Below are 13245 nucleotides of genomic sequence, written 5' to 3' on the forward strand. Positions count from 1 at the left end.
AATGCCAAAATCAGAAATTATAATCGGATGCATGTCTTGGGGAAAATGGGGAAAACAATTTTCTACTAAAGAACAAATTGATATGATTCAATTCTGCGTAGAAAACGGCTATGCAACTTTTGATCATGCAGATATTTATGGTGATTATTCTACAGAAGCTGAATTTGGAAAAGCATTTGTAGAAACTGGCATTCCACGTGAAGAAATTCAATTAATATCTAAGTGTGGTATCCAACTTGTTGGAGAAGCTCGAAACAATAAATTAAAACATTATAATTATTCGAAAGAATATATTATTTGGAGTGTAGAATCTACTTTAAAAAACTTAAAAACGGATTATCTTGATACTTTTTTACTGCACAGACCAAGTCCGCTTATGCAACCTGACGAAATTGCAGAAGCCATTACTGAATTGCAAGAAAGTGGTAAAATAATCAATTTTGGAGTTTCAAACTTTACGCCTTCTCAAGTTGATTTAATTGCTGATAAAATTCCTGTTTCTGTAAATCAGATAGAATTTTCTTTAACACATCATAATGCAATGCAAAATGGCAGTTTAGATCAAATGCTACAAAAAAATATGCAGCCAATGTGTTGGAGTCCTTTAGGAAGTGTTTTTAGAGAAAAAACTACAAAAACAGAAAGAGTAAAAGCAGTTTTAAAAACATTAGTCGCAAAATATACTGTTTCTGAAGATGTGTTATTATTAGCGTGGATTTTAAAACATCCTTCAAAATTATCTCCAGTGATTGGAACTACTAATAAAGAACGAATTTTAAACGCGAATAAAGCTTTAGAAATTAATATAGAACTACAAGATTGGTTTCTACTTTTAGAAGCTAGCCAAGGAGAAGAAATGCCATAAAATGATAAACAAAAGACTTTTAATCAAAAACCTACTTTCTCACAACGATGAGAATAGTTTTTATGATAAAAAGCAAAAATTGTCATTAAGTGCAAAAGATGGAAAAGCAAAGTTTTTAAAACATATTTGTGCCCTTTCTAATTCCAATCCAGAAAATAATTCTTACATCGTTATTGGTGTTGAAGATGAAGAAAACAAAATTATTGGTGTCGATTTTTATGATGATAGCAAGATTCAGAATTTAGTGAATGCTTATTTAAAAAACCCTCCAAAAATTGAATATGAAAATGTTCCTTTTCCTAGCTTACAGCGTCATAAAGTAATTGGTTTGGTTACTATTCATCCGAATAATAAAATCACATCACTTTTAAAGAATACTTGGAAATATAGAAAAGGAACTACTTTTTATAGAAGAGGAAGTAACTCTATACCTTCTTCCGGAAATTTTGAATTGCGAAACACCAATAAAGATATTGTTGAGGCTATCGAAAAAAATGCGCGTAATAATATAGAATTAACCTTAGATGGTGTTTTCGATTTCATCAACAATCATAAATCAGCCTACAACCCCCAATATAAAGTTTTTAATGAACAATTTGTGTTGTGTTGGGCAGGAAAAAAAAAGCTTATAAACGATGAAGTTTATTTTTCTAGGGTAGATATCGAATTAATTAACGAGCAAGTAAAGTTGTTTTTTTCTGCTTTAGATGACGTTCAAATTAGTTATAATCAGCAATCTTTCATTATCACTGAATACATCTACTTAGGATTAGAAAAGCAAGAAGAATTGTATCCATTAGAGAAAACAATTATCAATTTTAAAGAAAACGGGCAGCATGATATTGTAAAAGAGTTTTTGTTTGTTCCTCCAAAATTTGATATAAACATTATACATCACATTTACAATGACTGCAATGCTATTGTAAAAAAAATTGAAAACAACATACCTATTTCTGTAATTGAAGGTGTGGATGTATTGCGTTTACCAACCAATTATTTAATCTGTTATTTACACGGTTATGTAGACGTTTCTAAACAGTTAAAGAAGGTAAAAACGTACCTAAAAGATTTAAAAGATAAAACAACGTATATAAAGTATAAAGAAGCAATGCGTGTAATTAGAAAAGTGCAATATCATTAAATAAAAAGAGGTTGTCTAAAAAAGTTTTTTTTGTCAGTAAGACAAGTTTAATACTTTTAAGACAACCTCTTCTTGTAAAGGGATATTTAAATTTATAGGTTACTTTCTGGACTTCCGTTTCTTCATTTTTTTATCTTCTAATTTCTTTAAAATTTTCTCTTGTTTTTTCTCGTTTAATTCTGCTTTTGTGAGCTTTTTTCTCAATACAGCCATGATATTATCATTTTAAATTTATATATAAAAAAACAGTATCGTAAACTCTAAATTGACACATTATTACATATGCGAGTAAAGCCATTCAATTTGTTATTTTGAATATCTTCTATAAGAAATAATGAAATAGAGCTGTGTAGGCACACTCGAAATGCCTAATTAAGACACAAAGATAATTTTACGTTTTCTATACATTGCAAAAGAAAAAGAAGCACAAACAAAGCCATGGACAAGCGTCTCATAAAATCCTTGTAGATATTTTCTTTTTATTGATTTCATTGCAGTATTAAAATAAAATATTGATTAATTATCAAAGATAACTTTAAGTTTTCGACTTTCCAAATTTACATGCATCGCTTAATTTTAATCCCTAAAAACAGGATATATTCCTATAAAAGTTGAATCTAAATGTATCTTGGATATGAGAAGTATTAAACAAAATTTAATTTAGAAAATGATTTGTTCAAAATAGCAACATCATCTACTTGCAACCATTTGTCTAAAATTGTTGCATAAATTTCTCTAAAATCTATTTCATAATTAAGGTTTCCATTTTTATCTAAATCACCCAAATTAGGTAAATTATTATACAAACCTTGTTTCTTTAAGTTTTTTCCCATCACAAAAACATTGTTAGCTGTTCCGTGATCTGTTCCTTTAGATTCGTTTTGTTTTACACGTCTACCAAACTCAGAAAAAGTAAGAATTAACACATCATCAAATGTGTTGTTTTTTTGTAAATCATTTATAAACACTTCCATACTTTCTGCATAGACCTTTAACAATCTTTCTTGTGTTCCTGCTTGGTTTGCGTGTGTATCAAAACCACTTAAACCTGCATAATATACTTGTGTTTCTAAACCAGAATTTATAAATTGAGAAATAGTATTAAGCTGTTTTCCAAAGATATTTTTAGGGTATTCTGCAGTCCTACTTCTGGTGTTGCTTTTTTCGTAAATGTGTTTTGCAGATGATTTTGCATCAATCATAGTATTGTACAAATAGCCTAAATTATGTTCGCTTAAATGCGCATCATTATAATTGGTTACCACATTGTTAAAAAATGGTGCACGCATAGAATTATAAAACATTTTTGGGTCTGTAATTGCCAATCCGTTTTGTGTATTCCCTTTCATCATTAAGGACAAACTTTCATCAACTTCAATAGCAGCATATGGATTTCCTTTGGTGTAATCTAAATAACGACCTACCCAACCATTTTGTAAATACTCATTACTATCACTAGCTGTTTGCCAAATATCTGTAGATCTAAAATGTGATAAATTAGGGTTTGGATACCCTACATTATTAATAATACTTACAAAACCTTTGTTATATAAATCTTGTAAAGGTTGTAGGCTTTTGTGGAGCCCAACCTCATCAGAAATTTTAAAGACATCGTTTTGTTTTATGGCGATATTATTTCGTTGTTGATAATAAATATCGTTTTGAAAAGGAACTACAGTATTTAAGCCATCGTTCCCTCCTTTTAATTGAATAATTACTACTTTTTTATGGCTAAGTGTTTTAATAGGAAGTTGTTCAAAAGCCTTTAAAAATTGAGGCACAAAAAACATTCCTGAAGCAAAAGTTGTTTGTTTTAAAAAATCTCTACGTTTCATAATCTCAAAAAATTAGCAAAGTTGATATTCAGGTAAACTCATTAATTGCACAACAAAATCGTGCTTAGAAAGTTGCTGATTTCTTTCTAACATTTCTTCAGTTCCACTATTAATTTTTGATGTAATAATCTGATGTACAAGTTCCTTATTAGATTCCTTTTTATAATTTTCTTCAAAAGAATTCCAATCGGCAGAAACTTTTATAAAAGCTTTTTTACGCAATTTTCTTTTCTTAAAATCGGTAATCATAGCTTCTTCATCACCAATTTCTGAATATGCAATTTCTGCATTGTTTAATAATACAGAAGGCAAACGCAAACGGGTAACAATGGTATTACTGTCAATCCAATTTCTACCGGTTTTCCAACCAGCAACATTTGGCGGACTCAATAGTTTTTGTCCTAATAAACGTTGTAATAATAAAACTTGTTTCGGTTTCTCTATTTTATAAGGTACAACTGTGTTTATACCAACTAAAAACTCAATAGGTGATTTTATTTTGGTTCCAATATTTTCATCAGCATAAAACCAATTAGAAAGCAAAACAAAACGCATTAAATTTTCTATATTATAATCTTTATAAAACACCTCTACCATTTCATCTACATGGTTTTTATTAGTGTTTTCATTGACAAAATAGGTGTAAATTTTTTCTGATATAAAACGTGCACATTGTTCTTTTTCTACAATCAGATCTATAATGTCATCACCCTTAAAATGGCCCGATTTACCAAAAAATGTCTTTTCTCCAACATCATGTTGTCCTTTTTTAAAGTTGAATTGTCCTTTAAAATCATAACTATATCCTGTAAATGATCTTGCAGACTCTTTTATATCTTGTTCTGTATAATTGTCTTGCCCCAACGTAAAAAGCTCCATTAATTCACGTGCAAAATTCTCATTCGGACTTTTTTTCTTGTTCTGTTTGTTGTTTAAATAAGAAATCATTGCGGCTTCTTTAGAAACTGCTTTTGTGAAATTTCTAAAATCACCCAAAGCATTTTTTCGCAACATATTATTGTAACTCTCTACATATAAAATGTTTTTGTTTTCACACACAAAATGATTCGCCCAAAACAAGGTCATTTTTTCACGTAAAATTTCTGATGGATTATTTAAGCGTTCAAACCAAGCTGTAGAAAGCTCTTGTACTTTTTTTCTACTAATTTTTTGAAGTTCTTTACGTTTGTTTTTATCCTTGGAATCTTTAAAAGAAATACCTTTTAAAAAAGAAGTATCTACAGATAAAACAGTTGTTTTCTTTGATGAAATAAATAATTCGTTAACTACGTTTTTTTTACTTTTCTTAGATAAACGAGCCAATTCTTTTGGTGAAATACCAAAACCAACCCTGTTATATAAATGTTGTATATGTGCTGATTTCATAAACTTAAGACAATAAAAACTAAAGATAGTTTAATTTAAAGCATATAATTCTAAGGATATGAAAAAACAAGCTCTTACAAATATATTATTCTAGGTTTTGTGCTATAATTATAAGTTTAAATTCTAGTATTCTCAAAGATTGATTTTGAGATTTTTTTTAAACCTTTTTATCATTTCTAAAGGAGATTGATGCAATCTGCCAGTCGCTTTTTCAAAACCTGAAGGAACCTCATTTTCGCCTCCTTTTATGCCTTCGTAAATTCCAGCAATTACAGTTCCTATAAAATCTCCCAATGCTCCTTTTCGTTCAGCGGCATAAGCATCAAAAGAAACAGAATTGTAGGTTAAATTAGTGTCATAAACTTGGTTTATTAAGGATGCTAATTCACTTTGGGTAATTGCTTCTCCAACTAAATTGTAGGTATTACCATTATGTTTTTCTTCTAAAAGCATTTTTGAATATGCAAAACCTAACTCTTCTCTGCTTGTATACATACATTTACCTTCTCCTGCACAATTTCTAATTGCGCCTTCTTTTACATAGGTATCAATATATTCTAAATCGGGTTCAATATAAATACCGTTTCTTCCAATAACCCAATCCAAACCAGAATTGATAACGTCTTTCTCTGTTTGTCTGTTTGTTTGCACAATAGGACTAAATGCATTGTTTTCTTCTGCACCTACAATACTTGTGTACACAATTTTTTGAACGCCGTTACTTTTTGCAGCTTCAATTACATTTCTATGTTGTATAATTCTTTTTTGAGGATCATCCATTCCAGAAACTAAAAGAACAGCATCTACTCCTTGCAATGCCTTCTCAAAATCTTCTCGGTTGTTATAATCTCCTTTTCTTATTTCTACATCTAAATAAGCTGCCTTTTCGGGCGTACGAGCAATTCCTATTACATTTTCTTTTCCTATCGCTTTAATTAAATGTTTTACAATGGAAGCTCCTAATTTTCCGCTTGCTGATGTTACTGCTATTTTCATAATATCTTTTTAATCCGTTTTATTTTAGACTACAAATATCAGAATGTTACTTTTTTTCGGACAGATACATCTTCTACTAAAAATGGTAAAAATTAGCTTTTATAAGATGTTTTTTACTGCTGCTTTAATTTGAAGTTGCGCCATATCTATAATATTTATTTGGTCTGTAGGTTTTATGATTGACAACTCCGTACAACCAAGAACTACAGGATAATTTTCGCTATATTTTTTAATCAATTGATGGTACTTATTGATGATTTCTTTGGTTTCCGTAGTATTATAAATGTGTTTTCTAACCTCATCTATAAATATCATATCTTCTGAACACGGAAGCAGAATTTCAATAGAATTTAACTCTAAATAAGAACGAATATAACTGGACTGCATGGAATGTAAAGAACCAAAAATCACGACTTTCTTAGCATCAATTTCTTTCATTTTTAAAACTGATAAAGGCAACGGATGTAAGATGTTTTTTTGAAATTCTAACCGATCTATCGTTTCATGCAATGTAATATTGGGAATTAATATTTCCGTAACTTCTAAGGCTTCCATTTGATCTAAATAACTTTGTAAAATAGTATCTAATTGCAATGAAGTATTTGGTAAAAGCGGATTTATGGTATCAAAATCTGTATTTAACAAAAAAAACGGACAAGTACTATACCCTCCTTTTTTAACATTGTATACCTTATTTAGTTGCTCTAAATAATATAAAGTAGATCTGCTTCCCAGTCCTAATATGGCAAGTTGCGTTTTAATCATTTTTAATTTCTAGTTAAAATATAATCTGCAAAATAGGCTTTGCTATCCATAATTTTAGTGTCGATACTAAAATCTGTATTCGCTATAATTTGTTGAATCAATTCATCATTATATTTTCTAGATATTTCTGTATGAATTTTTTCACCTTTGGTAAAACTAAAAGATGTGCCTATAGACTTAATGGTCACTATTTGATTTTCTGTACTTACAATATAACTCTTTGCAATACCTTCTTTTTCATCATATTCTGGCTGATGCTGAAACTGATTAAGGTTAAAATCACCACCTAATTCATTATTAATTCTATCTAATAAATTCAAGTTAAACGCAGCAGTTATTCCTTTGCTGTCATCATAAGCTGGAAGCACAATTTCTTTCGATTTTATCAAATCTACGCCTAACAATAATTTATCACCCGGATTTAAATTTGCACCTAATTTAGAAATAAATTTTGCAGCCTGTTTATCGCTCATATTCCCAATATTAGAACCCAAAAACAAGATAATTTTTGGCTGTTTGCTCTTTTTTAAGGAATCTAAAACTTCAAAATAATCTCCTTGTTGCGTTTTTACAGACAAGTTTGGTATTTCAGTATTTAAATCCTCTTTCAATTGACGCAAAGCATTCGAAGAAATATCTATTGGAAAATATTCAAAATTATAATTTTGCGTTGTTAAACTTTTTAATAGTTCTTTTGTTTTTAATCCATCTCCAGCACCTAATTCTATCAATTCAAAATAAGAATCGACTTTCATCTTAAAACTATCTATTAAATCTTTTGTTTTATTTTTGAATATATCTAGTTCGCTGCGTGTTAAATAATACTCAGGCAAATTCATTATTTCTACAAAAAGTGCATCGCCTTTTTTATCATAAAAATATTTTGAAGAAAGCGTTTTTGGATTGCTCAGGAGTCCTTTTTCAATATCGTTTCTAAATGTTTCATTGATTTCTAAATTGATTGTACTCCCTTTTTTATCTTTGTTCTTAACGATTTCAATCATATTATTATTTTGCTAGTCTAATTCCTGTAAATTGCCATCTTTCGGTAGGGTTAAAAAAGTTACGATATGTTGGTCTACTATGATCTTGAGAAGTTGCTACCGAAGCGCCTCTCAACACCATTTTATTGCTCATAAATTTTCCGTTGTATTCTCCAACCGCTCCATTTTCTTTTTTAAATCTTGGGTAAGGCAAGTAGGCGCTATTTGTCCATTCCCAACGTTTTCCCCAATCTAATTTTTGGGCTGCAATTTCCCATTCAAATTCGGTTGGTAGTCGCATTCCTTTCCATTCTGCAAAAGCATTGGCTTCGTAATAATTAATATGACTTAAAATAGCAGCTGTATCCACTTTTTGCAAACCTGCAAGTGTATAAGAATGCCATTCTCCATCAATTTTATGCCAATACAAAGGAGAATTAATATTGTTTTTATTTACCCAAGACCACCCCTCATCTAACCAAAGATTAAAATCTGTATAGGCGCCAGAATCCATAAAATCTATAAACTCTCCATTGGTTACCAAATGATTATTAATTTCAAAATCATCTAGATATACTTTATGAACGCCCAATTCATTATCATAACAAAAATCTGTTCCTTGGTGTCCTATTTCATAAATTCCGGCAGGTATTTGTATGCTTTTTGTTGCAGTATTTTTATCTTTAACTAAATTATACTCATTATTAAAAACTGGAAAAATAGGATTGTGCCCAAACATATATTTCACATCAGTTACTAATAATTCTTGATGTTGTTGTTCGTGATTTAAACCCAATGTTACCAAATCAATTATTTTTTCATCGGAAAGATCCTTTAAAAAAGCATTCATTTTAGCATCTACATACGCACGGTATTCATAGATTTCATTGGTACTTGGTCGAGACATATTACCTCTATTTGCTTGTAATATTCTAGTACCAACATTGTTGTAATAACTATTAAAAAGAAAGTTGAAATCCGCATTAAATTCGGTATAATCCGCTATGTATTCTTTTAAAATAAAAGTTTCAAAAAACCAAGTAGTATGTGCTAAATGCCATTTGGGGGGGCTAGCAAATAGCACTACCTGAATAGCATAATCTTCTATATTTAGATGATTACAAAAAGTGGTCGTTTGCAATCTTACTTGTTTGTATTTTTCTGCTAATCTCATTTAGGTTTTTATAGCTTTATTCCAATCCTTTTTTATCAGGATTCCAAAATGGTTTTGTTTTAATTTGTTTCGCACTCCAGTTTAGTTCATTTCTAAAATATTTATTTAATGCCACACAAACTCTACTGTCTCCTGCAATATAAACAATTTTATTTTCTTTTAATTTAGGTGTAATTTTTTTTACCTTTTTTAAAATTTCGTTTATTGGATTTTGCTTTAAATAATACCTATTAAATGGTTTAGAACCATCTATATCATCAAAAAAAGCACTTTGGCTCTCACTATATAGTATACTTTCTACTTGCTTATTATTCGGTAAGTTTCTGTTTAGAATGTATAAATGTGATAAGGCAGATAAATCTCCAATCATTAAATAGCTTTCTGCAGTTTCGTCTAATAAAAAGTTTCCTTTTTTCCATTTAAAATAGACAGTCTCTCCTACTAAACAATTAGCCACCCATTGCGATCCAATACCTTTGCTATCGGTTGCAATGGCAATATCTAAGTAGCCTTCGGTTTGGTTTATGTCCCAAACACTATAGCTACGTACTTTATCTTTCATTGATAAATTATCATTACCAATTCCGATTCCTAAACGTAAAAAATAGCCAGGTTTAAAATCTGCTTTTTTTATACTTTCACTTTTCAACCTGATTTTATAAACGGATGCTGAAATTTTCTCCTTATGTTCAATAATAGCAGCTTCTAAAACGACCTTTTTGATTATGTTTTCTAATAATCCCATCTTAATTTAAGATTTTAGTATTTTTCGTTTTCTTCTTTCTATGAATTTATTTTTGATAAAAGGAATTCTTATCATAAAACCGAGACCAACAACTATTGCATAAATAAGCCATGTTTTATCTAAAATAGCCACGTGTAATACGCTTAAGAAAATAGCTGCATACGCATAACTTTGTAATTTTTTCCAGTTCGATTTTAGGAACTTCATAGACTTTCTGTTAGAAGTAAAAAACAACGGAATTAAAATTAAAATGGCAACAAAACCAGCTACATAATTAACTTGTGTAAAGGTTTCTAAAAAACCTTCTGCCCAAATAAAAATAATAAAATGCAGAAAACTCCAAACAGCTGTTGCAATTCCCATTGCCTGACGTACAAAAAGGTTCATTACACCAAAAATGATAAAAACCGGAGTTAACGTTAATACAGCCGTCATCCAACGGATGGCAAACTCACCAGAAACATGATACAACATTTCTAAAGTGGTTTTTCCGTCAGCTCCTTTGCCTTCTATCAACGAAAGAGAAAATCCGTTGGACAGATCTACATCAAACATATTGATGATAACAAGCATTGGTAATAGCGCTAGAATAGCAACAATTACCCAACCGTAATTCTTTTTTATTACTTTCACTATTTGTACATGGTATTATTGTTCAAAGCTTCTTTTGGTACTTGTTGAATGCTGTCCCAGTGTTCTACTATTTTACCATTTTTATCGAACCTAAAAAAATCCATGGTCACATAATTATCGTTGTCTGGCCATTCTTGATAGGTATGTAAGGCAACCAAATCTCCTTCGGATATTGCTCTTACAAACTCAATCGTTTTAATAGGAAACTCCTTTTGCATTCTATCAAAATAATCAATAAACGCCTGTGGTCCATCTCCTACCATTGGGTTGTGTTGAATATATTTTTCACCTACATATAACGCAACAGCCTTTGTAGGGTTTCCTTCATATGCCATTTTGTAAAAAGCAATTGCATTTTTTTTATTTTGCTCTATATTCATGGTATTATAGATTTGCTTTTAAAACAGCTAATTCTTTTTCTAAAGTTTCTGCTTTTAGCTTAAATTTCTCCATAGCTTTTTTAATCTGACCTATTTTTTTGAAGGCTTCATCATCTTGTACTGCCGTATAAATAGTATTTCCTTCTTTTTCTTTTATTTTTGATTTGCTGCCACATGTTGGGCAAATTCCTACTTGACTCATATTATTTGTTTTATAATTTACAAAGGTCTAATTATCTTCTTATTATAAAAGGTAAATCTAGGGTCCTTTATGGTAAATATGAGAAATCTATTATTATTTATTCATTGATATTAAGACTACTTCCCTTCAAATTTAGACTCTAATTCATATTTATCGGTTTCAGCAATTACTTTTGAAAACACTTTAGATGCTGACATATTTGCATTATCAACATAAATAATTGTTTGCTTATGAAAGTTAAGCACAAGCATATTGAATAATGGTAAATACAATTGTTTTTATCAAAAGAAGCCTAAAAACGGTAAATATGAACCTCTTATAAATTAATTGGATTTCTATAACGCAAAAAAAATCTGATAAACACTATAAGGAATTTATCAGATTAGATATATTGAATTGATAAGTAGTAATTACTTCTATTATTATAAAACTTATTAGGGTCTTTTTAAATGATCTATAATACCACTTGTAAACACTGTTCTTAAAGTTCTTTCTGGTTTATTTTGATAACCCACTATAATAGAACTGTGCATTAGCATTTTGTCAAAATCAAAAACAATGGTTAAATAGTCTTTTAAACCTATTTCGTGCCAATTCACTAAATACATATCGTTTCCAAGTTTTGTTGATCTGTACGGAATGTCTTCGTTTCCGTTTCCCTTATTTGGTCCAGCAACCCATTGGTACTTTGCTTTTCCATCATTAAACTCCATATGCAAACCAGCACCGTTTTGATATTGAAAATTAAAAGAATACCCGTCTAAAAGGTGTTCTGCTTGTTCAAACTGGAAGTTGTTTTCTGTTGTTGTTTCGTTTTGTGAAAAACCAAGTCCTACTGTAAATAGTGCAAGACATACTAAAGTAATTAATTTTGCTTTCATCTTTGTTGAGTTTTAAATTTAATACAAAGTTGCTATAAAACTCTTTTATGAGAAAGGTAAATCATCCGATAAGAATGGTAAATATAGGAATTAAAAAAAATGTTGATTCTTAAATTCTTTCGGACTTACCTTCATTTTCTTTTTGAAAAACTTCGTAAAATTAGTAACCTCATCAAAGCCAGTATCAAATGCAATTTCTTTTAAGCTTTTGTTGGTACTCATCATATCTCGCTTTATTTCTAAGATAACATAATCATCTATAAAATTTTTAGCCGTGTTTAAAGTAAATTCTTTTACGGCACTATTTAAAGTTTTGGTAGTAATAAATAATAAATTTGCGTAGTCTTTTACATTTCTAGTGTTTGTAAAATTAGTCTCTACCAAGCTTTTAAACTGATCAAAAGTATAAAACTGTTTCGACTTATTTTTTGGAATGTAATTATCAGGAGATTTACGTTCTAACTTTAATAAATACAAATCTAGAAACGCCGCCATAATATTACGATGTGCAAAACTATTCTCTAGTGCAATTTCCGATTGCAGTTGATGTATTAGAATCTCATTGTCTATTTTATTTTTAAAAACAGGAGAAGATAAATGGTAATTGTATAAATTAGAAATTAAATTAATAGAAGATTTAGAGAAATAATTCATCAGAAACTCTTCTGTAAAAATTATTAAAAAACCTTGGTATGTTGCATTTCTTTGAAAAGAATGTACTTGCCCTTTCGCTATTTTAAGAACCGTACCCTCTTCAACCTTATAATCCTTTAAATCTATTTGATGAGTACCAGTTCCCTTTGTAACAATTAGCAAGGCAAAAAACGAAATTCTATGTGGTTGCCTTGGCTCATGATCCTCAATATTATCTAACCTTTCAAATAAATCTGATAAGTTTAAAAGCTCAAAAACACTTTTACGATCTTTACCTTGAAAGGCTATATTTGGAATATTTTTCAATATATCAATTTATTTTTTTTGATTAAAAATAGTATTCGTTCTGTAGACCATAATAGAGAATATAATTATCTTTTTTAACTCTTTGTTAATAAACGAGTCAATTCTTCTGGAGAAGTTTCAAAACCAATCTTATTATATAAATATTGTATATGTGCTAATTTTACGCTCTTTAAACTTAAGAATCTAAAGATAGTTTAATTTAAGATTAAGTAAAGAATCCCAAAAATAAATTATATAGCAATAATTCCTATAATTAAATTTACAATTTGTTCTTTTTGAATTTGTGCTTTAACTCGCTT

General features: G+C 29.5%; 14 protein-coding genes. 2 read left to right on the forward strand and 12 right to left on the reverse strand.

The annotated features are described in order from the left end of the window. The first annotated feature begins 1 nt into the window (after position 1). Together H0I27_RS00080 and H0I27_RS00085 are read left to right on the forward strand one after the other, a co-directional pair. On the forward strand, positions 2-865 hold the full coding sequence (locus tag H0I27_RS00080) for an aldo/keto reductase family oxidoreductase (protein ID WP_218731934.1): 864 nt from the start codon (positions 2-4) through the stop codon (positions 863-865). 1 nt (position 866) lies between these two features. Then, positions 867-2006 (forward strand): ATP-binding protein, encoded by a 1140-nt coding sequence (locus tag H0I27_RS00085; RefSeq protein ID WP_218731935.1) that lies wholly within the window; start codon positions 867-869, stop codon positions 2004-2006. 644 nt (positions 2007-2650) lie between these two features. Here the strand turns inward: H0I27_RS00085 and H0I27_RS00090 are convergent. The 12 genes from H0I27_RS00090 to H0I27_RS00145 all read right to left on the reverse strand — a co-directional run bounded on the left by H0I27_RS00090 (position 2651) and on the right by H0I27_RS00145 (position 12946). Further along, a complete protein-coding gene (locus tag H0I27_RS00090) occupies positions 2651-3841 on the reverse strand; it encodes a DUF1501 domain-containing protein (protein ID WP_218731936.1) in 1191 nt (396 codons plus the stop codon). Between the two features lie 12 nt (positions 3842-3853). Next, positions 3854-5227 (reverse strand): DUF1800 family protein, encoded by a 1374-nt coding sequence (locus H0I27_RS00095; RefSeq protein WP_218731937.1) that lies wholly within the window; start codon positions 5225-5227, stop codon positions 3854-3856. Positions 5228-5359: 132 nt separating this feature from the next. Then, entirely contained in the window at positions 5360-6223 is an 864-nt protein-coding gene (locus H0I27_RS00100; RefSeq protein WP_218731938.1) for an SDR family oxidoreductase, read from the reverse strand. A 99-nt stretch (positions 6224-6322) separates the two neighbouring features. Beyond that, positions 6323-6988: an aspartate/glutamate racemase family protein gene (locus H0I27_RS00105; protein WP_218731939.1), complete on the reverse strand. Its 666-nt coding sequence runs from the start codon at positions 6986-6988 to the stop codon at positions 6323-6325. A gap of 2 nt (positions 6989-6990) precedes the next feature. Then, positions 6991-7992 carry an L-histidine N(alpha)-methyltransferase gene (gene egtD, locus H0I27_RS00110; protein WP_254713113.1) on the reverse strand — a complete coding sequence of 334 codons (1002 nt, stop codon included), beginning with the start codon at positions 7990-7992 and terminating at the stop codon, positions 6991-6993. A 4-nt stretch (positions 7993-7996) separates the two neighbouring features. Beyond that, positions 7997-9145 (reverse strand): ergothioneine biosynthesis protein EgtB, encoded by a 1149-nt coding sequence (gene egtB / locus H0I27_RS00115; protein ID WP_218731940.1) that lies wholly within the window; start codon positions 9143-9145, stop codon positions 7997-7999. 16 nt (positions 9146-9161) lie between these two features. Further along, the gene (locus H0I27_RS00120; RefSeq protein ID WP_218731941.1) at positions 9162-9890 is read right to left on the reverse strand and encodes a siderophore-interacting protein; all 729 of its coding nucleotides are present in this window, start codon (positions 9888-9890) and stop codon (positions 9162-9164) included. 6 nt (positions 9891-9896) lie between these two features. After that, on the reverse strand, positions 9897-10523 hold the full coding sequence (locus H0I27_RS00125; RefSeq protein ID WP_218731942.1) for a ferric reductase: 627 nt from the start codon (positions 10521-10523) through the stop codon (positions 9897-9899). Then, complete coding sequence (locus H0I27_RS00130) at positions 10523-10903, reverse strand: nuclear transport factor 2 family protein (RefSeq protein ID WP_218731943.1); 381 nt, start codon at positions 10901-10903, stop codon at positions 10523-10525. Before H0I27_RS00130 ends, H0I27_RS00125 begins: the two co-directional genes overlap by 1 nt. A gap of 4 nt (positions 10904-10907) precedes the next feature. Then, positions 10908-11105 (reverse strand): hypothetical protein, encoded by a 198-nt coding sequence (locus tag H0I27_RS00135; RefSeq protein ID WP_218731944.1) that lies wholly within the window; start codon positions 11103-11105, stop codon positions 10908-10910. 434 nt (positions 11106-11539) lie between these two features. Continuing rightward, positions 11540-11986 carry a MoaF C-terminal domain-containing protein gene (locus H0I27_RS00140; protein WP_218731945.1) on the reverse strand — a complete coding sequence of 149 codons (447 nt, stop codon included), beginning with the start codon at positions 11984-11986 and terminating at the stop codon, positions 11540-11542. 90 nt (positions 11987-12076) lie between these two features. Then, on the reverse strand, positions 12077-12946 hold the full coding sequence (locus H0I27_RS00145; RefSeq protein WP_254713114.1) for a helix-turn-helix transcriptional regulator: 870 nt from the start codon (positions 12944-12946) through the stop codon (positions 12077-12079). Between the last annotated feature and the right edge of the window lie 299 nt (positions 12947-13245).

The organism is Polaribacter sp. HaHaR_3_91, from assembly GCF_019278525.1.
Lineage (GTDB): Bacteria > Bacteroidota > Bacteroidia > Flavobacteriales > Flavobacteriaceae > Polaribacter.